This is a genomic window from Mycolicibacterium houstonense (genome assembly GCF_900078665.2).
GTDB classification, from domain to species: Bacteria; Actinomycetota; Actinomycetes; order Mycobacteriales; family Mycobacteriaceae; genus Mycobacterium; species Mycobacterium houstonense.
Genome location: NZ_LT546207.1, coordinates 4412830 through 4432279, shown reverse-complemented (window position 1 = coordinate 4432279; position 19450 = coordinate 4412830). Strand labels below are relative to the sequence as shown.

Annotated in this window: 19 protein-coding genes; 9 read left to right on the top strand and 10 right to left on the bottom strand. The window is 66.7% G+C overall.

Annotated elements, in window-relative coordinates; all coding sequences use genetic code 11:
* Window positions 1-8 precede the first annotated feature (8 nt).
* Window positions 9-1112: a fatty acid desaturase family protein gene (locus BN4332_RS22215; RefSeq protein ID WP_066901692.1), complete on the top strand. Its 1104-nt coding sequence runs from the start codon at window positions 9-11 to the stop codon at window positions 1110-1112.
* A 171-nt stretch (window positions 1113-1283) separates the two neighbouring features.
* On the opposite strand, the gene BN4332_RS22210 is transcribed toward BN4332_RS22215, so the two are convergent.
* On the bottom strand, window positions 1284-1949 hold the full coding sequence (locus tag BN4332_RS22210; protein ID WP_066901670.1) for a sensor domain-containing protein: 666 nt from the start codon (window positions 1947-1949) through the stop codon (window positions 1284-1286).
* 218 nt (window positions 1950-2167) lie between these two features.
* Between BN4332_RS22210 and BN4332_RS22205 the strand changes: the two genes are divergently transcribed.
* Both BN4332_RS22205 and BN4332_RS22200 read left to right on the top strand, forming a co-directional pair.
* A complete protein-coding gene (locus BN4332_RS22205) occupies window positions 2168-2377 on the top strand; it encodes a hypothetical protein (protein ID WP_066901668.1) in 210 nt (69 codons plus the stop codon).
* Window positions 2378-2473: 96 nt separating this feature from the next.
* Window positions 2474-3823, top strand: a complete 1350-nt coding sequence (locus BN4332_RS22200) for a cytochrome P450 (RefSeq protein WP_066901666.1) — start codon at window positions 2474-2476, stop codon at window positions 3821-3823.
* Here the strand turns inward: BN4332_RS22200 and BN4332_RS22195 are convergent.
* Window positions 3808-4983, bottom strand: a complete 1176-nt coding sequence (locus BN4332_RS22195) for an FAD-binding domain (protein ID WP_066901664.1) — start codon at window positions 4981-4983, stop codon at window positions 3808-3810. The two genes, BN4332_RS22200 and BN4332_RS22195, sit on opposite strands and share 16 nt — an antisense overlap.
* Before the next feature lie 118 nt (window positions 4984-5101).
* Window positions 5102-5449, bottom strand: a complete 348-nt coding sequence (locus tag BN4332_RS33310; RefSeq protein WP_220096860.1) for a hypothetical protein — start codon at window positions 5447-5449, stop codon at window positions 5102-5104.
* Window positions 5450-5854: 405 nt separating this feature from the next.
* Here BN4332_RS33310 and BN4332_RS22180 point away from each other — a divergent pair, with 405 nt between their 5' ends.
* A complete protein-coding gene (locus tag BN4332_RS22180; protein WP_066901658.1) occupies window positions 5855-6448 on the top strand; it encodes a hypothetical protein in 594 nt (197 codons plus the stop codon).
* Between the two features lie 118 nt (window positions 6449-6566).
* Entirely contained in the window at window positions 6567-7658 is a 1092-nt protein-coding gene (locus tag BN4332_RS22175; RefSeq protein WP_066901656.1) for a galactokinase, read from the top strand.
* Here BN4332_RS22175 and BN4332_RS22170 read toward each other — a convergent pair.
* Window positions 7645-8478: an NYN domain-containing protein gene (locus BN4332_RS22170; RefSeq protein WP_066901654.1), complete on the bottom strand. Its 834-nt coding sequence runs from the start codon at window positions 8476-8478 to the stop codon at window positions 7645-7647. The genes BN4332_RS22175 and BN4332_RS22170 overlap by 14 nt on opposite strands.
* Before the next feature lie 106 nt (window positions 8479-8584).
* Between BN4332_RS22170 and BN4332_RS22165 the strand changes: the two genes are divergently transcribed.
* Window positions 8585-9832, top strand: a complete 1248-nt coding sequence (locus BN4332_RS22165) for a KasA/KasB family beta-ketoacyl-ACP synthase (protein WP_066901651.1) — start codon at window positions 8585-8587, stop codon at window positions 9830-9832.
* Here the strand turns inward: BN4332_RS22165 and BN4332_RS22160 are convergent.
* The 5 genes from BN4332_RS22160 to BN4332_RS22140 all read right to left on the bottom strand — a co-directional run bounded on the left by BN4332_RS22160 (window position 9829) and on the right by BN4332_RS22140 (window position 15299).
* On the bottom strand, window positions 9829-10716 hold the full coding sequence (locus BN4332_RS22160; protein ID WP_084459372.1) for a cyclopropane mycolic acid synthase family methyltransferase: 888 nt from the start codon (window positions 10714-10716) through the stop codon (window positions 9829-9831). The genes BN4332_RS22165 and BN4332_RS22160 overlap by 4 nt on opposite strands.
* A 21-nt stretch (window positions 10717-10737) precedes the next feature.
* Window positions 10738-11658: a cyclopropane mycolic acid synthase family methyltransferase gene (locus BN4332_RS22155; protein ID WP_435405172.1), complete on the bottom strand. Its 921-nt coding sequence runs from the start codon at window positions 11656-11658 to the stop codon at window positions 10738-10740.
* Window positions 11659-11827: 169 nt separating this feature from the next.
* A complete protein-coding gene (locus BN4332_RS22150; RefSeq protein WP_066901647.1) occupies window positions 11828-12829 on the bottom strand; it encodes an ABC transporter ATP-binding protein in 1002 nt (333 codons plus the stop codon).
* Between the two features lies 1 nt (window position 12830).
* A complete protein-coding gene (locus BN4332_RS22145; protein WP_066901645.1) occupies window positions 12831-13880 on the bottom strand; it encodes an ABC transporter permease in 1050 nt (349 codons plus the stop codon).
* 513 nt (window positions 13881-14393) lie between these two features.
* Complete coding sequence (locus BN4332_RS22140; RefSeq protein WP_066901643.1) at window positions 14394-15299, bottom strand: hypothetical protein; 906 nt, start codon at window positions 15297-15299, stop codon at window positions 14394-14396.
* 114 nt (window positions 15300-15413) lie between these two features.
* Here BN4332_RS22140 and BN4332_RS22135 point away from each other — a divergent pair, with 114 nt between their 5' ends.
* Complete coding sequence (locus BN4332_RS22135) at window positions 15414-16367, top strand: hypothetical protein (protein WP_066901642.1); 954 nt, start codon at window positions 15414-15416, stop codon at window positions 16365-16367.
* Here the strand turns inward: BN4332_RS22135 and BN4332_RS22130 are convergent.
* On the bottom strand, window positions 16360-16845 hold the full coding sequence (locus BN4332_RS22130; RefSeq protein WP_066901640.1) for a hypothetical protein: 486 nt from the start codon (window positions 16843-16845) through the stop codon (window positions 16360-16362). The two genes, BN4332_RS22135 and BN4332_RS22130, sit on opposite strands and share 8 nt — an antisense overlap.
* A gap of 103 nt (window positions 16846-16948) precedes the next feature.
* Between BN4332_RS22130 and BN4332_RS22125 the strand changes: the two genes are divergently transcribed.
* The gene (locus tag BN4332_RS22125) at window positions 16949-18598 is read left to right on the top strand and encodes an acyl-CoA synthetase (RefSeq protein ID WP_066901638.1); all 1650 of its coding nucleotides are present in this window, start codon (window positions 16949-16951) and stop codon (window positions 18596-18598) included.
* Window positions 18599-18637: 39 nt separating this feature from the next.
* The gene (locus BN4332_RS22120) at window positions 18638-19402 is read left to right on the top strand and encodes a Mut7-C RNAse domain-containing protein (RefSeq protein ID WP_066901635.1); all 765 of its coding nucleotides are present in this window, start codon (window positions 18638-18640) and stop codon (window positions 19400-19402) included.
* Window positions 19403-19450: the final 48 nt, after the last annotated feature.

Genomic DNA, 19450 nt, shown 5'->3' with positions numbered 1-19450 from the left:
CGGGAACACTGACTATCAGAGACATCGCCGCATACGCGAAGTTGAGCCGCGCCGACATCGACGCGATCGGCGCGGAACTCGACGCCATCCGCAGCGACATCGAGGAATCGCGCGGCGCGCGGGACGCCTCCTACATCCGGCGCACCATCGTGTTTCAGCGGGCTCTCGAGGTGGCCGCACGGTTGCTGATCGCCGGTAGCCGTTCGAAGACGGGTCTGCTGGCCGGGGTGGTGGTGCTGGCGTACGCGAAATCGGTTGAGAACATGGAGATCGGGCACAACGTCGGCCATGGCCAGTGGGATTGGATGAACGATCCCGAGATCCACTCCAGCACCTGGGAGTGGGACATGGTGGGCCCGTCGAGGCAATGGCGCTATTCGCACAACTACCACCATCACGTGTTCAGCAACGTGGTGGGGGTCGACGACGATCTCGGCTTCGGCATCTTGAGGATGAGCCGAGACCAGCAGTGGGAACGTCAGCATCTGGTGCAGCCGCTGCGAAATATGTTGCTGGCCCTAATCTTCGAATGGGGAATCGCCTTACACGATTTTTACTCCGCCCGGGACCGGGCGACCACCGGCGAGGGCAGAGCCGCCGCTCGGCGGGAGTTGAAGGGCAAGATCCGTCGGCAGCTCATCAAGGACTACGTCGCCATTCCGGCGCTGAGCCTGCGGCGCTGGAAACGGACCCTGGTTGCGAATCTGGGTGCCAACGTATTGCGTAATCTGTGGGCGCACATGGTGATCTTCTGCGGTCATTTCCCTGACGGCGCGGAGCGGTTCGGACCGGAAACGCTGCGAGAGGAGAGTCGCGCTGAGTGGTACCTGCGGCAGATGCTGGGTGCGGCGAACTTCAAAGCCGGTCCGGTGCTGGCCTTTTCGAGCGGTAACCTGTGCTACCAGATCGAGCACCACCTGTTCCCGGATCTGCCCAGCAATCGACTGGCCGAGGTCAGCGTGCGGGTACGTGCGGTGTGCGAGAAGTACGAGCTGCCCTACACCACCGGACCGCTGGCCGGCCAGTACCTGCAGAGCCTGCGCACGGTTTTCCGGCTGTCAGTGCCCGACACGGGCTGGCGATCGATATTCCGAGCGGCGTCACCCGCATGACCGGGATCCCAAAGGGGAACATTACTTCTGAGGTCCCTGTGCCGGATGAGTCGAACAGGGAGAAGCTGTCGATCAGCAGGTGACGCGCCCTGTACACCCCAGTACACGCCGTTATCGTGGCCGTGTCAACGTCGGGCGTAATCGATTGCAGCACAGTGCATTATCGAGGCGTCATAGCGCGTTGCGGCCGGCGATGACCTTGGCCAGCTGCACGGTCTGGCGGTCGTCGATGTCGTATCCGCTAATCCGCAGGTCGATCACGTAGCTGTCGACGGCCAGGATTGCGCGGTGGGTGATGCGGTCGTTGACGTCCACCGGCTCGTCGTGTGTCACGTCGACACCGTCCAGCACGGTCGGCGTGGCCATCCGGCGGACGTCCTGCGTCTCGCCACCGTCGTAGCTGAAGGTCAGGGTGTCGTTGCCGCAGCGGCGCCAGATGTCCACGGTGCGCGTCACCAGCGCCATTGCGGCCTGCGGGCTGTCGAACCTGGCGACGGCCTGGTCGATCTCCACGTCGTCGGCATCATCGGCGAGCTGTGTTTCGCGGAACTCCCGGTAGCCGCTGTCGCCGTACACCCACTCCATGGCGTTGCCGATCACGACCATGCACTCGGGGCGCGACACGGGCTCATAGTTGGCGTTGGTCATCGGGGCGCGCAGGGCGGTCTTCGGCCGCACCTTGGCGTTCATCAGCGCGTTGATCTCGGACTCGCTGGCGAGCATGCTGCCCAGCACGTCGACCTGTGGCCCGCCCGAATCGGGCGGCGGAGTCGGGGTGCAGGCGGTGAGCACGGCCGCGCACAGCGCGACGGTGGCTGTTCTCGGGTCGATGCTCATCGGGTTCCCCCTCGGATCTGTCTGCCGATCCTAAGCGCGTTGGGCCTGCCTGCCAGTCGGTAATTCGGCGCCCGTTCCCCCGATCGGGGGACAGCGGATTGGTCCGGTGGAGGGGCCGGTCGGCCGATACAGGTCCGCTCCGGATGGGCGCATTGTTATCTCAACGCCGGAACACCGGAAATGAAGAACGAAAAGCCTTACCCGACAAAGGAGTCGACATGACCGTCATCGCCCGCACCGCCGGTTTCGCCCTCGCCCTGGCCGCCCCCGCCCTGGTCGCCGTTGGTGTCGCCACTGCTCACGCCGACACATCCGTCGCCAGCACCGGCCCGTCGGCCAGCACGCATCAGGTGTTCCCCAACCAGCACAACGTGCCGGTCCCCGGATCGTCGACGCACCACCATCACCAGAACAACCACGCCAAGTAGCCAGGGGGCGGAGAAGGCCCGGACGCAGCCAGCGTTCGGGCCTTTTCCGGCGATCGATGGTTGACGGCGGCGGCCCCGCGGCTCGTAGGGTGGGGTATGAGCAGTGCCACGTCGCTGCCGCCCGGGCCCGCGCTGCCCCGGACGGTGCAGGCCGCCCTGATGCTGCGGTACTGGCCCCGGTTCGTGTCGGCCTGCCGGCGCCGTTACGGCGACGTGTTCACCCTGCGGATCGCGGCCATGGGCACCATGGTGTACCTGGCCGACCCGGCCGACATCAAGGTGGTGTTCGCCGGGGACCCGAGGGTCTTCCATGCCGGGGAAGCGAATTCGGTGTTGAGCAGCCTGCTCGGCAGCAGCTCGGTGTTGGTGATCGACGAGGACGAACACCGCGAACGACGCAGGCAGATGCTGCCGGCGTTTCACCGCGATGCGGTGGCGCGCCAAGTCGAGGTGATGACCGAGATCGCCGCGGAGAATGTCGCGGGCTGGCCGGTGGGCACCCCGTTCCCGGTGGCACCCAAGATGGCTGAGATCACCCTGGAGGTGATCCTTCGGACGGTGATCGGGGCGTCGGATCCCGCGCGGCTGGCTGCCCTGCGGGCGGTGATGCCCCGGCTGCTCAGTGTGGGCCCGTGGGAGACGCTGGCGGTCGCGAGCCCAGGGCTGCGGCGCCGACGGCCGTGGCAGGCGTTGCAGCGCAACATCGAGGAGGCCGACCGGCTGCTCTACGCCGAGATCGCCGACCGGCGGGCCGACCCCGAGCTGGCCACCCGCACCGATGTGCTGGCCATGCTGGTGCGCGCCGCCGATGAGGACGGGCGCACCATGACCGACCGGCAGCTACGGGATCAGCTGATGACGCTGCTCGCCGCCGGGCATGAGACCACCGCGACCGGCCTGTCCTGGGCGCTGGAACGGCTGACCCGTCACCCCGCGGTGCTGGACAAGGCGGTGCACGCGGCACGCGCCGGGGACGACGAGTACCTGGACGCGGTGGCCAGGGAAACCCTGCGGATCCGGCCGGTGGTGTTCGATGTCGGGCGGGTGCTGACGCAGTCCGTGGAGGTGGCCGGCTACCGGCTCCCGGCCGGGGTGATGGTGGCGCCGGGCATCGGTCTGGTGCACGACCGCGACGACGTGTATCCGGCGGCCGACCGGTTCGACCCGGACCGGATGCTCGGCGTGACGCACGGCCCCACCACGTGGTTCCCGTTCGGCGGGGGCAACCGGCGTTGCCTCGGGGCGACGTTCGCGATGGTGGAGATGCGGGTGGTGCTGCGCGAAATCCTGCGCCGGGTGGACCTTTTCACCACGACCGCGGCCGATGAGACGCAACGCGTCAAGCACGTCACGTTGGTGCCGAACCGCGGCGCTCGGATCTGCGTGCGGGCAATGCATGAGGTGCCGTACGCGTCGCGCGTGGTTGCCGCTCAGCCGATCCCGTAATCGGGCAGGTCGATGTCGTCGCGCACGCTGCCGGCGAACAGTCCGGCCACCGGGCGTCCCATGTTCATCGCGTGCATGGCCAGATTGCGGAACCACAAGCCGAACCGGGTTCTGGTGGCGAAGAAGCCGAGCATCCGTTCGGCGCCGGCCTGCTTGTTGGCGATGAACGGCCGGAGCAGCGACTTGTACCGTTTGAAGGCGAGCTGGTGGTCCCCGCCCGCGCGGGCGAGTTCGCCGGCCAGGGCGTAGGCCTCGGTGATCGCCAGGCCGGTACCTTCGCCGCCGAGCAACGAGATGCAGCCGGCGGCGTCGCCGATCAGCAGCACCCGCTCGCGTGACCAGGTGTCCATCCGGATCTGGCTGACCACGTCGAAGAACAGGTCGTCGACGTCGTCCACCGCGGCCAGGATGTCGCGGCATTCCCAACCGGCATCGTCGAACTGGTTGTGCAACTGCTGTTTTGGCGTCAGACCGTGGTTGTCGTGCTCGTCGCGGAACACGAACAGGAACATGGTGCGGCCGCCGCGCAGCGTGAACCGCCCGATCTGCCGGCCCGGCGTGTTGTAGGTGACGTACGCGTCGGGATCGCCGCCGCCGCGGTAGCCGTCGACCATGCAGGCGGCCACCTTGCAGCCCAGGTAGTGCTCGAAGCGCTCTTCGGGTCCGAACACCAGTCGGCGCACGTTGGAGTGCAGGCCGTCGGCGCCGATGACGAGGTCGAAATCGTCGGCCGGGGCGTTCTCGAAGCTCAGCCGCACGCGGTCGGGGTATTGGTCGATGCCGGTGATGCTGTCGTCGAACGCGGTCGGCACGGCGTTCTCGATGGTGCGGTAGATCGCGGCGGCCAGGTCGCCGCGGGGCAGGCTGGTGAAGTCGTTGCCGATCATCCGTCGGAACACCTCGACGCCGAGCTCGGCAATGGTGGAGCCATCGGATCCGACCGAGCGCACGCATTGCACGTCGTAACCGGCGTCCCGGACCGCGGGCTCGATGCCCATCTGCCGGGCCACCCGGTAGCCGATGCCCCAGAAGTCGATCATGTAGCCGCCGGTGCGGAATGCGGGCGCCCGCTCGATCAGTGTGGGCTCATGCCCGGTGCGGTGCAACCAGTGGGCGAGCGCCGCCCCGGCGACTCCTGCTCCACTGATGGCTATCCGCATGACGATTCGATGCTACGGGCGGGAGCAGCTGATCACCACGGTGCCGGGCGGTCACGATCAGGCACATCTCAGCCACGCGTGGGTGAAGGTTCGAGTAGTCCGCTACGCATTACAACGCTCAGTCACCGGTCGATACTTCAGCTAGCCGTTGCAGGATCGGGGTGGCTGATATGGCGACATCGGAGCACGGCAGGCCGCGAGCACGCAGGTGGGCAGGCACTGCTGTGGTGGTGATGGGAATGGCGGTGGCCTGGCCCGCGGTTATCGGTGGCAGCGTGCCGGCAATCGCCGATCCGTGCCCGACCACGACGGACCCGGTGCCGACCACGACGGATCCGGTGCCGACGACTACCGATCCGACATTGACGACGAACCCCACCACGGTGTCGACGACCGCGCCGCCTACTACGCCGGAGTCCACCGACGGTCCCTGGCTCAAGACAATCCCGGACTTCAATCCCCCCACGGCGGCTCATGTGCATTCATACGACACGTGCGAAAGCGACACCGTGAGCACGACAGCGCCGACTGTCGGTACGCCGGAGACCGGCACTTGGCCGTCAGCCACGCCGACGACCGTGCCGAGATCGATCCCGACCACCACCATTTCTGACACTGACTCTGCTCCGGATAGCAGCGCGCTGTGGCTCGGCCTGATGTTGTTGTGCGGCTTGGCGATTGCTGCCGGCGTGGCCGCACGCGCCTGGCGGCACCGTGGCCTGAAGTTCCTCAAGAATCATGTCAGCGTGGCGCCGCGGCATGGGTCGGCTGCGTTCGACACCCATCCATCGGACGGGCCCGATCGGGACCACATTCTTGCGGTGGTCCCCACCGAGAGTTCGCGTTCCACCACTGTCGAGGAGGTCTACCCATGACCGCGACGTTGATGACCGACATGTCGGTCGGCAATTGGATGCTGACCACGCCGGACCAGACTCAGGTCAGGATCGAGAAGGCCGTCACGCAGAGCACCGTGGGTCGCGAATCGGCCCGGCCGCTGCAGACCCTCGGTGTGGTGGCCAGACGTGCGCTGGCCCAGGAGATCGAGGCGAAGCTACGGGCCGTATTGAGTGAGACCCTGGCGGATCTCGTGCTCGGCGGCTGGCGGACCTATGGGGCGATTGCCGAGGCCGTGAGGAAGTCTCGCGGCAGACCCGGGGTGACGCAGATCGTGCCATTGCGCAATCACGTAATCGTGGCGGACCGACAGCACCGCCTCGACGTCGAGGTGGATGGCCTCCCGGTGATGTCATTGACCGCCAGGGCTACGGTGCGACTGCAGTTGTTCGCCGCGGTCGCGGTCGTGCAGGACGGCTACGTGACGGCCATTCGGTCAGGACAGGCCACTGTCAACGGTGCACTGAGCGTCGAGGGTGTCGATGTCTCGCACAAAACACTTACGTTCCCGCTCGAGGCGGAGCTGGTGATGCGTCGAGTGCCGCAGGCGACGGTGCCCACAAGGTAGTGGCCGAGAACACCGGCGCCCGACGTTGCTCGGTATTGCGCGACAGCGAGTGCCGATGACATTGCCGGTCACTGATACCAAGGTTCATGCTGGTCGGTGTGGCGCGGAATGAACTCGGATGACGATTCGGTACGCGGCCCCGGGCCGGATCAATCTGATCGGTGAGCACACCGATTACAACGCGGGGTTGGCGCTGCCGATTGCCTTGCCGCAGCGGACCTTCGTGGACTTCGACCCAGGCTCTTCGGGTGTGCTGGAGGTGTCGAGCGCGTTGGGTGACGCGCCGGTGCGGATCGGGCTGGACACCGCTCCCGGTGACGTGACGGGGTGGGCGGCCTACGTCGCCGGCGTGGTGTGGGCGTTGCGGCGGGCCGGGATTGCGACACCCGGCGGGACGATGACGATCACCAGCGACATCGAGATCGGGTCCGGGTTGTCGTCATCGGCGGCGCTGGAATGCGCGGTGCTGGGTGCGCTGCTCACGGCGGCCGGCATCGACCTCGATCGTGTCGAACGGGCCCGGCTCGCGCAGCAGGCGGAGAACGAGTACGTCGGCGCCCCAACGGGTCTGCTTGATCAGCTGGCGTCGCTGTGCGGCGCGCCCGGGCAGGCGATGCTGATCGATTTCCGCGACCTCACCGTTGCGCCGGTGCGCTTCGATCCTGAGGCGGTCGGGGTGGCGCTGCTGCTGATCGACTCGCGGGCCCGGCACGCCCACGCCGGTGGCGAGTACGCGGCCCGGCGGGAGTCGTGTGAGCGGGCCGCCGCCGAGCTCGGCGTGGCCTCGTTGCGTGAGGTCTCGGCAGTGGCAAAGCTCGACGCAGTGGAAGATCCGGTTGCGGCCCGGCGCGCACACCACGTGCTGACCGAGAACCAGCGCGTGCTCGATTGTGTTGCGGCGATGACGTCTTCGGACTTCGCGGCAGCAGGTGAGTTGTGGACCGCATCGCACGCCTCGATGCGCGACGACTTCGAGATCACCACGCCGCACCTCGATCTGATCGCGGCCGCCGCGGTGCGGGCCGGTGCGCTGGGGGCACGGATGACCGGCGGCGGGTTCGGTGGGTGTGTCATCGCGTTGGTGCCCGCGGAGCGGATGGCGGTGGTCGGCGCAGTGGTGCCCAGGGCAGTGCGCGACGCCGGACATCCGGAGCCGGTGATCACTCGAACGCATGCCGGACGGGGTGCGGGACCGCTCACCGCAGTTTGACCATGCGCGTCGTCGAACTCTCGTCCAGTTCGACGAGGTCGGAGCGTGACCGCAGGAAATCGCTGAACGACTTGAAGCCCAACGCCTTCTCGCTGAACGACGGGTCCATCCGCTTCATCTGGGCCTTGACCGCGGAGTTGTGCAGCCACTCGACGTCGTCTTTCTCCAGGCCGATGTGCAGGGCGCGGGTGAGCAGGGCGGTCGCATCGGACTGGGGGTCGGGCTCTTCCCGCCTGCGGGCGCGCTTCTGCTGTTTGGATTCCGGTTCCGGCGCGGACGTGGGAATGCCGGGCAGGGAGTCGTAGACGACGAACTCGTCGCAGGCGGCGGCCAGCATCCGGCTGGAGGCGCCGGCCACCCCGATGCCGACGACATAGCGGCCAAGGCGTTTGCAGCGCTGGGCCAGCGGAATGTAGTCCGAGTCGCCGGCGACGATCACCACGTGGGTGAGGTCCGGGAGGCGGAACATGTCCTCGACCGCGTCGACGGCCAGCCGGATGTCGGCGCCGTTCTTGCCGTATGCGGCGGCCGGGAACAGCTGCACCAGGTCGACGGCGCGGCCGACGAGCTGTTGGCGGTACTCGGCGTTGACGTCAGCCGACCAGTCGGCGTAGGCGCGGGTGAGCACCAGCGTGCCGAAAGAAGAAGCGAAGTCAAGTATCGCGCCGATGTCTACCGTGGCCTTGATCAGCTTGTCGGGTTCCAGACCCTTGGCCTTGTCTTTTTGAAAAGAGTTGCGGCCGTTGACCTGGTCATAGCGGGAGATGATGATGTTGTCGAAGTCGAGGTAGACCGCGACGCGGGTGGCGGGTTCGGTCATGGTCCCAGTCTGACAAATCTGACCTGCGCGCGTATGTGCAGTTCTAAAGTGGGAAGTACCTTCCCGCACATAGGTTGGCTCGCGAAGGAGAAACGAGAGCCCGCACATGTACACGCAGGCCACGGGTCATGTTCCCGATGTCGTCGTCACGGCGGTCGCATCGACGACTTCGCTTGCGTCTCAAGCGGAGGACACCTGGCGGCTGTTGCTGGAGGGCCGCAGCGGGATCCGCCCCCTGGACAAGCCGTTTGTCGACGAGTTCGACTTTCCGGTGCGGGTCGCCGGACAGCTGACCGAGAGCTTCGAAGACATCCTCACTCGCGTTGAGCGGCGCAAGCTTTCGTATATGGGCCAGATGTCCACGGTGTTGGGACGCCGGTTGTGGGAGAGCGCCGGCTCGCCCGAGATCGACACCCGGCGGCTGCTGGTCTCGATCGGGCTGGCACTGGGCACCACCGAGGAAATGATCTTGCAGTACGACACCTGGAAGGAGAAGGGTCTGCGGGCGGTGGCGCCGACCTCGATCCAGAAGTACATGCCGAACGCACCGGCGGTGGCGGTCGCCCTGCAGCGGCAGGCCAAGGCCGGGGTGATGTCTCCGGTGATGGCCGACGCCTCGGGCGCGGCGGCCATTGCGCAGGCGTGGCGGCAGATCATCCTCGGTGACGCCGACATCGCGATCTGCGGTGGGGTGGAGACCTGTATCGAGGCGGTTCCCATCGCGGCATTCACGCAGATCGGCATGATGTCGACCGACAACGACGACCCGGCCGCCGCCTGCCGCCCCTTCGACAAAGACCGGAGCGGGATGGTGTTCGGCGAGGCCGGCGCCCTGATGCTGATCGAGACCGAAGAGCACGCCAAGGCCCGCGGCGCGCCGATCCTGGCCCGGCTGCTGGGCTGCGGCATCACCTCCGACGGCTATGACGCCATCCGGCCCGAGCCGACGGGGGAGCGGGCCGGTGACGCGATCAGCCGGGCCGTCGAGCTGGCCGGGCTCAGCCCCACCGACATCGACCACGTCAACGCACACGCCACCGGCACCGGCTGTGGCGACGCGGCCGAGGCCCGGGCCATTCACCGGGCGCTCGGACGTGCCACACCTGCGGTGTACGCGCCCAAGGCGGCGCTGGGCCACTCCCTGGGTTCGGCCGGCGCGGTGGAGGCGGTGCTGACGGTGCAGGCGCTGCGTGACGGGGTTATCCCACCCACCCTCAACCTGAAGAACCCGGACCCGACGATCGACCTGGATGTCGTCGTCGACCAGCCCCGCAGGGGTAACTACCGGTACGCGATCAGCGACTCGTTCGGGTTCGGCGGCAACAACGTCGCGTTGGCCTTCGGTGCCGACTAGGGCCGCTTGGTGAAGGTGAACTGAGCGACCTCGGAGATGCCGCGGCGGAAGAAGTCGGCGCAGCCGGTGATGTAGTGCATGTAGCGGTCGTAGACCTCTTCGGATGTGGTGGCGATCGCCTCGTCACGATGCGCGGTGAGATTCGCCGCCCAGGTGTCCAGTGTGCGCACATAGTGGGAGTTCATCAGCTGCAGCTCGTCGGTGGAAAACCCGGCCTGCGACGAGAATTCGAGCATGTCGACGTCGGAGGGAAGCTGCCCGCCGGGGAAGATCTCCCGGCCGATGAACCTGGTGAACTTCATGTCGGTCAACGTGATCGCGATGCCGTGTTCGCGCCAGTAGTTGATCGGGTGGGTGAAGATCGTCTCGATCACCATCGAGCCGTCCTCGGGCAGCACCCGGTGAGCGGTGTCGAAAAACGCGCCGTAGCGCGACTTTCCGAACGCCTCGAAGGCCTCGATGCTGACGATGCGGTCCACCGGCTGGTCGAACTGCTCCCAGCCCTGCAGGCACACCAGATGTGACCGGCGGGTGTCGACCCGGTCCAGGAGGTCTTGGCTGTAGGCGTACTGGTTTCGGCTCAGGGTCAGCCCGATGACGTTGACGTCGTAGCGCTCCAGCGCGCGCTTCATCAGCGCGCCCCAGCCGCAGCCGATGTCCAGCAGCGTCATGCCCGGCTGCAGGCCGAGCTTGTCCAATGCCAGGTCGATCTTGGCCATCTGGGCTTCTTCCAGCGTCATGTCGTCGCGCTGGTAGAACGCGCAGCTGTAGGTGCGGGACGGGTCCTGGAAGAGTCCGAAGAAGTCGTCGGAGAGGTCGTAATGGGCTTGAACGTCTTCGAAGTACGGCCGCATCTGGGCCGTCCCCGCCGTGCCGTCGGCCATGCGCACAAACCTCCCCGGTGGTTACGCCTTTTCGCAGGTGAATTGGCACACGTCGGTGTAGCCGTCGCGGAACAGGTCTGCGCACCCGGTCAGGTACTTCAGGTAGCGCTCGTAGACCTCTTCGGAGGTGATCGCGATCGCCTCGTCCTTCTTGGCCTGCAGGTTCGCCGCCCAGGCGTCCAGGGTGCGGGCATAGTGGGGGCGCAGGCGTTGTTTGCGGGTGACGCGGAAACCGGCCTCGGTGGCGCGGTCCTCGACCATCTTGATCAGCGGGATCCGGCCGCCGGGATAGATCTCGGTGACGATGAACCGGAAGAAGCGCATCAGCGACATCGTGGTGGGCAGGCCCATCTCGGCCACTTCTTCCTTGCTTGTCGAGACGATGGTGTGCAGCAGCATCACGCCGTCGTCGGGCATCAGCTCGTACGTCTTCTTGAAGTAATCGGCGTACTTCTCGAAACCGAAGTGCTCGAAGGCCCCGATCGAGACCACCCGGTCGACCGGTTCGTCGAAATCCTCCCAAGGTTGCAGGCGCACTTCTTTGCTGCGCGGGCTGTCGGACTCGGCGAAACGCTGTTCGATGTGGGCGAGTTGGTTGTGCGAGAGGGTCAGGCCGATGACGTTGACGTCGTACTTGTCGACGGCACGCATGATGGTCGAACCCCAACCGCAGCCGATGTCGAGCAGGGTCATGCCCGGTTGCAGGCCGAGTTTGCCCAGTGCCAGATCGACTTTCGCCATCTGAGCCTGCTCCAGCGTCATGTCGTCGCGTTCGAAGTAGGCGCAGCTGTAGGTCTGCGTCGGGTCCTGCCAGAGCCGGAAGAACTCGTTGGACAGGTCGTAATGGGACCGGACTTCATCGGCCGTCGACCCGTGGCGCTCGCCGGGACGGGCGCCGATGTACGGTGCCGCGGTTTTGTCTTTGTGCTCGGTAGCTGTCACCATCCGCTCCGTACAGTGCTCGGATTCGGTAGCTGACCTGGCGCACCGCTTTCTTCATGCGCCGTGTCGGGACGTTACTCCAATCCGTCTGCGACGGGTACCCCCTTGTGGAAACCCGAGGTGCAGGCAGCGAACAGAGGCCGTGAAAGCGGGGCCGCTGCTTGCGTTTTCAAACGGCCGACTCGTCCTCTGTTTCCGGTTGGGTGATCAGGTTGCGGGCGCCGGTGGGGCCGAGCAGTTCCCGGAACGCCTGGACGGTGTAGCCGACGAGCGTGGCGTCGGTCTTGGCGCGCGCAGTGGCCGAGCGAGGCAGGCTGAACAGCGGCCCCATCTCGCCGAAGTAGTCTCCCGGGCCGGCGATCTTGATGACTTCCTCGCCGCCACTGGCCAATTCGCGAGAGAGTTCGATCTCGCCGCCGGTGACGATGTAGATCAGATCGCCCATCTCGCCCTGGGCGAACAGCACCTCGCCGGCGTCGACGGTAATCGATTCGCTGCCCTGATGTTCGACGGCGACGTGTGGAACCAGCTCAACGACGCGGTCCGCGAGTGGCAGGATGCGGGTGTCGTGGGTGGCGACGACCACGACGCGTTCACCGCTGGCCAGTTCTCTGATGAGCCGGAGCACCTCTTCCACCTGGATGAAGTCGAGGTGCGCGGTCGGCTCGTCGGCCAATATCAGGGGCGGGTCGAGGGCGATCGCGCGGGCCACCGCGACGCGCTGCTGCTGGCCGCCGCTGAGATTGCCTGGGCGGTGGTGCAATCGGTCTTTCAAGCCGACGCGCGTCAGCAGCTCCATGGCGCGTTCGCGGGCGCCGTAGCGGCTCATGCCGGCAGCGCGCAGCGGCACCATCACGTTCTCCATCGCCGTCAGGCTGGGGACCAGGTTGAAGGCCTGGAACACGATCCCGACGGTGTCGCGCCGGTAGTCCGACAGTTCCTTCTTGTTCAGGGTGGTCACATCGATGTCGCCGAACTCGATGCGGCCCGCGGTGGGTTTGAGGATGCCGCCCAGGCATGACAGCAGGGTCGTCTTGCCGCAACCGCTCGGACCCAACAGGATTGCCAGCGATCCGGCCGGGACTTCGAGGTCCAGGCCGTCGATCGGGCGCACCGCGTAGCCGCCGCTGGAGTACTCCACGACGAGGTCTTTGACGAGCAGATCAGCCATGTCAGGGTCCTCGGAACGCCAGGGCAGGGTCGATGGTGACGGCACGGCGCAGTCCGGCAACGCTGGCCAGCAGGCCGATCACAACGGCGACGATCGGGAGCGCGACGAACGCCAGGGTGGGTACGTCACACCGCATCGGGAACGGCGGGCCGAGTACCAGCGACAGGCCCGCGCCCAGCACGGCGGCCAGCAGCGCGACCGTCACCGCCTGCATCGCCAGCCCGGCCATGATCGACCGGGTCGCCACTCCGACGGCCTTGAACACCGCGAAGTCGCGGGTGCGTTCCAACGCCGACAGGTAGATCACCGAGCCGACGATCAGCGCCGCGACCGCCCACAGCAGGCCGGCCATCAGGCTCATCGCCTGGTTGGCACCGCGCAGTGGGCGCACCATGTCGTCGACGGCGCCGGCCCGGTCGACGATGCGGAAGTCCGGCGGGGCCGGGCCCGGGGTGCCGACGATGCCGACCGACGAGATCAGCTTCTGACCGGAGAACAGCAGTTGCTGGGCGCCGAGCACCGTCAGGTACACGTTGTCCTGGGCGGCCAGGGCGGTGAGATCGTCGACCAGGCCGACGACGCGCAGCTTCGAGGCGCCGATATCGACGTCTGCGCCGACCGAGCGGCCCATCGTCGTCGACACCATGACCTCGTCCGGGGTGTGGGGCGCCCGGCCTTCCTTCACGGCCGGGGCGCCCGGGCCCTGCTCCGGCACCCCGAACACGTTGACGTTCCGGGGGCCGCCGCCGGCCGGGATGGTCGACGAGCCGTACACCAGCGGGACCGCGGCCGTGACGCCCGGCAACCGGGCAGCGCGCTGAACGTCGCTGAGCGGCAACGGCGCCGAGCCCAGGAACGGCCCGGCCGCGCCTTCCTTGATCATGAAAGCGTCGAGACCGAGCGCGTCGACACTGCGTTCGGCCTCGACCCGGAAACCGTTGGCCAGACCCGTCAACACCAACGTCATCGCAAAGACCAACGCGGTGCCGACTGCGGCGATCATGAATCGTCGTCGGCGCCACTGCAGATCGCGTAACGCCGCGATCAACACGTCGCTGCCCTCATTGCTCTCGACGTTACCGAGGTGGGTGTGGCGGGTGGCGGTTATTGGGGCATTTGGTGTTGTGGGCGTCGAGGTCCGGTCCGGGGCGGTCGGCTCGTCTGGCGGCGCTCGCGTTGCGGGCCGCTGATCACGCCAGTCACATCCGTCACGGATTTCGGAGCGATTACCGATGTGCCCGCCTGTTAGCGACTTTTCAGCGACAATCGCCACAGTGATTAACACCTATCCCGTCAGACTCAGCGTCGGCCAACTTTTTCGCCCATCTGGCACCGCTGACCCCATTGGTCTCACCCGTCCAGTGCCCACCTAATAGCGACACTGTCGCTGATAGGTGGGCACCTCGAATTCTGATACGCACGAGACTGGCGATGCCCACAGTGACGCCAGTACAGAAGGCCCGCGTGGCCAAAGAAACACAGGGTGCTCCTGAGGCGATTGTCGCTGAAAAGTCGCTAACAGGCGGGCAACTCGAGACCCGCATTCGAGGCGCGACACGCCGGGTCAGTTGAACGCGGTGCTGCCTGCGACGGCGTGAGTCTTGCTGATGAGTTTGGCGTAGCAATGGTCGGCATCGAAGCCTTGTGAGCTGCACCAGTACAGGGCTCCGGCAGAGTCGGCGAACGTGAACGGAGCGATGGTCACCCAAAAGTTGGGCGCGTCGAATGTCGACCAGTCGCCCGACCACAGCAGTTTGGCCCCGTAACGCTCGCGCAGCTGCAGATGCTCTCGCAAGGTCATGGCGTTGTTCCACCGGACACCCGCGTCGACCACCCCGGGTCGCTTCGAACTCAGTTGCGGCACCCACAGATCGGATCCCTCGGCGCTTATTACGGCGTGATCCTCATCGGCGATCTGGCGGAGTTGCTGGAAACTCGTGGACTCGGCATCGCGCGTAGCGGTGGGCGTGTACGACGGTGTAGCGGGCGGCGCCGGAGGCGGAACCGTCTTGTAAACGGTCGTGGCGGATACCGTCACGCTCGGCGGAGGCGGCGTGACGGTGGTCGGTGCGGAGTTGACTTCGGGCGCAGGACTTTTCGGAATGAGGAGGCCGATGACGAGACCCATCGCGCCGAGCAGGAGCGCTGAGACGACTCCGATGATGGCCATCGGGACCCACGACCTCCGGTTCCCGTCATTGGGCGGCGGCGTCGAATGGCCCAGCGTTGTGCCGAGCGTGGGAGATGAAACGTGCGGCGCTGCCATGGTGTCGGCGCCGGCAGCCATGGCTTCTTCCGGAGTGCAACGCAGCGCGCGTTGTGCGGCGCGCGCCAATGCGCCGGCGCTGCCGTAGCGGTCGTCGGGTTCCTTGGCCATGCCGCGCGCGACGACCGCGTCAATCGAGGTGGGGATGTCGGCGCGGCTCAGGCTCGGCCGTGGTGGCGGGGCTGTCAGATGCGCGGCGATCAATTGCTCGTAGCTGTTGGTGGGGAACGGGGCAGTGCCGGTCAGCGCCTCGGGCGCGGATTGTGCAGGGCCAATTGGCGCTCAGTCGCTTCCCGGACCGGCCGTAGGCTCATACACATGCGATTCGCGGCTCTTGTCACCTTGCTGCTGGCCGTGGTGACGGTCGGCGTCAGTGGCTGCACCGGTGCGCCCGATCGCGAGGATGAGGCACTCGACATCCGCGACCAGATCGGTGCGATGCCGGGAGTGTCCGAAGTCGACCTGATCTATGACAACGGCATCCTTGAGGGCACTCGGTTCGAACTCGAGGTCGACATGGCGCAGGCCAGTGATCAGCAGGTCGGCGCGGTGGCCGCACAACTCGACGAGCTGCGCGGGAACGACTTCGCAAAGTTCAACCAGCGGATGAAGATCCTTGTGGCCGAACGGACTTCAGTGTCCGGAAGCGCCGATCTGCCGGACGACGCCGAGCGGGTGACCGGGCTGGTGCGTCGCCTTCGCGCCGACGCGCCGGCCGCGGAGATCATGTGGTCCGGCGGCGCCGCGCCTGAGGCATCGAAGATAGAGATCCGGGAGGCCGAGGAACCCGGCGCCGCGGTCGACGCCATCCTGCGCATCTTCGCCGACCGGCCGCCCAACGTCATCGATATCTCTGCCGCCGACCGGGTCGCCGATCCGCACTGGATGATCCACACCCGGTTGACCGTCGCCGACAAGCAGCGCATCGACCGGCAACTGGCCGCGGCCGCACCGGCCGAACCGGGGTGGATCAGCGTCCGCGACGGGCGGGTTCAGCACCTGACCTTCGGGTTGCCAACCCCGGCGACCGCATACGAGGACGTGGTGCGGACCATCCACGCGCTCGAGGCGGGCCCGGCGCATCCCGTCAGCCTCACGTGGAGATGGGACGACGATCCGGCCCGCCACGACCAGCCACGGTGGGCGGGCAGCGCCATGATCGGCAAATGCGAGTATGCCAACGGCGACCGCACCAAGTCCGAACCGCTCGTGCCCGAGGCATTGGCCCTGCAACAGCGCATCCGCGACGAATTCGACACGTGCCTCAAGTAGTAGGGGTCAGCTTGATCGCGGCGAGGCGCAGGCGATCGACCGCCTCGGTGAACTCCTCCAGCGTGGGGATGCGCTGATCGCGGAACGTCAGCCCCATCATCCGCTGGGCACGTTTGACGCCGTAGGACTCGGCGCAGCGGTGGAACAGATCGGCGACGGCCGCGCGGTCCGTGATGAGTTCGCCGCGCATGGTCGTCGTCCGCCCGTCGTGGAGCACTTCGGCGTCGGCGCCGTCGCGGAAGTTGTGCTTCCAGCCCGCGTCCGTCATCGCATAGAGCGTTCCGTCGATGACATGCGCGCTCAGCGGAATCGCGTACTGTCGCCCGGTTTTTCGGCCGCGCACCGTCAGAATCATGAACTGGTGGCGGGCGGCGCCGGCGAACGGCGTGCGCAGCAGGAACCGCAGTGCCGGGTTGACGATGCGCATCATCGCCTGCGGCGGGTGGGCCACGGTGATCGCGGGTGATTGCCCTGTCATGCCCTCACGCTAGGCCCATTGTGCGGCGTTGCCCAGGCTGATTGCCGTACCGGGGCGCTCGCGGCCCTGCTAGTGTCCAGCGAAATCGGCGAGGGGCAGGATCATGAACGCAATAGCCGGAATTCGGCACACGATGGGTCAGATCTTCGAGTCGGGGCATGCGGTCAGACGCCTCGTGGCCCGGGGCATCATCGAGCCCCTGGATATCGGTGCCGCCGTGCGCAGCGCCAAACTTGCCCGGACGGTCGGGCCACAGGCCACCATGGCGATCCAGGGCGGGCTCCGGTATGCGGACCTGCCGGCGATCGTCGACGAACGCGGCGCCTTGACCTACAAGCAGGTCGACGACCAGTCGTGGGCGTTGGCACACGGCCTGCAGCGCCTGGGGCTCAAGGAAGGCTCCGTTGTCGGGTTGCTGTGCCGGGATCACCGCGGCCTGATCATCGCGATGGCCGGCTGCGGCAAGCTCGGTGTGCGCCTGGTACTGATGAACACCGGCTTCGCCAAACCGCAGTTCGCGGAGGTCTGCGCGCGCGAGGGCGTCAGCGTGGTGATGCACGACAGCGAGTTCCTCGGCCTGCTCGACGCGCTGCCCGCCGAGCTTCCACGGATCCTGACCTGGGTTGACGACGGTGCCCAGCTGCCCGAGGGCGCGCAGAGCATCGACGACATCGTGGCCGCGAACCCCACCACACCGCTGCCCGCACCGAGCAAGCCCGGCGGGTCGGTCATCCTCACCAGCGGCACCACCGGCCTGCCCAAAGGCGCTCCGCGGGACACCGTGTCCCCGTTCGCGACAGCGCAGATCGTTGACCGAGTTCCGTTCCCCCGCAAGGGAACCATGGTGATCGTTTCACCGATCTTCCACAGCACCGGCTGGGCTACCTACCTGGTCGGTGCGGCCCTGGGTAACAAGGTGGTGACCGCGCGCCGGTTCAACGCCGAGGGCACGCTGAAGATGATGGCCGAGCACAAGGCTGACATGTTGGTGGCGGTGCCGACGATGTTGCACCGGATGGTCGAACTGGGCCCCGAGGTCATCGCCAAGTACGACACGTCGACGTTGAAGGTGATCCTGATCGCCGGATCGGCGCTGAGCCCGGACCTGTCCACCAGGGTGCAGGACGTGTTCGGCGACGTGCTGTACAACATGTACGGGTCCACCGAGTGCGCCATCGCCACCATCGCCACCCCGGCCGAACTGCGGGCTGCGCCGGGAACCGCCGGGCGGGCCCCGGTGACCTGCGAGGTGGTGCTCTACGACGAGAACGATCAACGCATCCACGGGGCCCACCGTCGCGGCCGGATCTTCATCCGCAATGGCGCGCCGTTTCAGGGGTATACCGATGGCCGCACCAAGCAAATCATCGACGGCTACATGTCCAGCGGCGACATGGGTCATTTCGACGAGGATGGGCTGCTGTTCGTCGACGGTCGTGACGACGACATGATCGTCTCCGGCGGTGAGAACGTCTTCCCGCAGGAAGTGGAGAACCTGCTCGAGGAACGCGACGACATCGCCGAGGTGGCGGTGGTCGGCGTGGATGATGTCGAGTTCGGGAAACGGTTGCGGGCCTTCGTCGTTCCGGAAACCGGCGCCAGTCCCGACGAGGCCGAGATCAAGCTGTATGTGAAGGAGAATCTGGCTCGGCACAAGGTCCCGCGCGACGTGGTGTTCATCGACGAACTGCCGCGCAACGCCACCGGCAAGCTGTTGCGCCGGGTGCTCGTCGAGATGGACGTCGATACCTAGTCGATTGCGGCCGGTCGGACCACGCGCGACCATGGCGCTATGGCCGGTTTCGTCACGGTCCGGGCCTACGCCGAGCTCAACGACTTTCTCGACCCTGCGTCGCGAGGTCTGTCCGTACGCCGTCCATACCGAGGTCACCAGACCGTCAAGGACGTGCTCGAGGCGATGGGCATTCCGCATACCGAGATCGACTTGATCCTGGTCAACGGGGATCCGGTGGGCTTCGAGCACCGTCCGGGCGCCGGAGACCGGATCGCGGCATACCCGATGTTCGAGGCGCTCGACATCGGGGCGACGGCGCGGCTACGGTCGGAGCCCTTGCGCGACCCACGGTTCGTGATCGACGTCAACCTCGGTCGGCTGGCGCGGCTGCTGCGGGTGCTCGGGTTCGACGTGTGGTGGTCCAACGATGCCGACGATCAGACCTTGGCCGATGTCAGCCTCGGTGAGCAGCGGATCCTGCTGACCCGAGATCGTGGCCTGCTGAAGCGTCGCGCGATCACCCACGGCCTGTTCGTCCATTCCCAGCAGCCGGAGGAACAGACGCTGGAGGTGCTGCGGCGGCTGGATCTACGACGGCAGGCCAAGCCGTTCACCCGATGTGTGCGCTGCAACGGACAGCTGGCCGTGGTGCCGAAGGAGGCGGTGATGGACCGCCTGGAGCCGTTGACCCGCCGCTACTACGACGAGTTCAGCCGCTGCCCGGATTGCGGGCGGATCTATTGGGCCGGAACGCATTTCGAGAAGTTGAGCGATCTTGTTCACGACCTTCTCGGCCAACTCCGACCAGCGCCGCGGGATTGACTGGCCGCGAAGGACTTTGGCTCTGTTCCCACTCTCACTATACGACGG

Excerpts from the sequence above, each read along its gene's own strand:
- BN4332_RS22210 (WP_066901670.1), bottom strand. The coding sequence starts at position 1,949 with ATGAGCATCGACCCGAGAACAGCCACCGTCGCGCTGTGCGCGGCCGTG.
- BN4332_RS22205 (WP_066901668.1), top strand. The coding sequence starts at position 2,168 with ATGACCGTCATCGCCCGCACCGCCGGTTTCGCCCTCGCCCTGGCCGCC.
- BN4332_RS22200 (WP_066901666.1), top strand. The coding sequence starts at position 2,474 with ATGAGCAGTGCCACGTCGCTGCCGCCCGGGCCCGCGCTGCCCCGGACG.
- BN4332_RS22195 (WP_066901664.1), bottom strand. The coding sequence starts at position 4,983 with ATGCGGATAGCCATCAGTGGAGCAGGAGTCGCCGGGGCGGCGCTCGCC.
- BN4332_RS22180 (WP_066901658.1), top strand. The coding sequence starts at position 5,855 with ATGACCGCGACGTTGATGACCGACATGTCGGTCGGCAATTGGATGCTG.
- BN4332_RS22175 (WP_066901656.1), top strand. The coding sequence starts at position 6,567 with ATGACGATTCGGTACGCGGCCCCGGGCCGGATCAATCTGATCGGTGAG.
- BN4332_RS22170 (WP_066901654.1), bottom strand. The coding sequence starts at position 8,478 with ATGACCGAACCCGCCACCCGCGTCGCGGTCTACCTCGACTTCGACAAC.
- BN4332_RS22165 (WP_066901651.1), top strand. The coding sequence starts at position 8,585 with ATGTACACGCAGGCCACGGGTCATGTTCCCGATGTCGTCGTCACGGCG.
- BN4332_RS22160 (WP_084459372.1), bottom strand. The coding sequence starts at position 10,716 with ATGGCCGACGGCACGGCGGGGACGGCCCAGATGCGGCCGTACTTCGAA.
- BN4332_RS22150 (WP_066901647.1), bottom strand. The coding sequence starts at position 12,829 with ATGGCTGATCTGCTCGTCAAAGACCTCGTCGTGGAGTACTCCAGCGGC.
- BN4332_RS22135 (WP_066901642.1), top strand. The coding sequence starts at position 15,414 with ATGCGATTCGCGGCTCTTGTCACCTTGCTGCTGGCCGTGGTGACGGTC.
- BN4332_RS22130 (WP_066901640.1), bottom strand. The coding sequence starts at position 16,845 with ATGACAGGGCAATCACCCGCGATCACCGTGGCCCACCCGCCGCAGGCG.
- BN4332_RS22125 (WP_066901638.1), top strand. The coding sequence starts at position 16,949 with ATGAACGCAATAGCCGGAATTCGGCACACGATGGGTCAGATCTTCGAG.
- BN4332_RS22120 (WP_066901635.1), top strand. The coding sequence starts at position 18,638 with ATGGCCGGTTTCGTCACGGTCCGGGCCTACGCCGAGCTCAACGACTTT.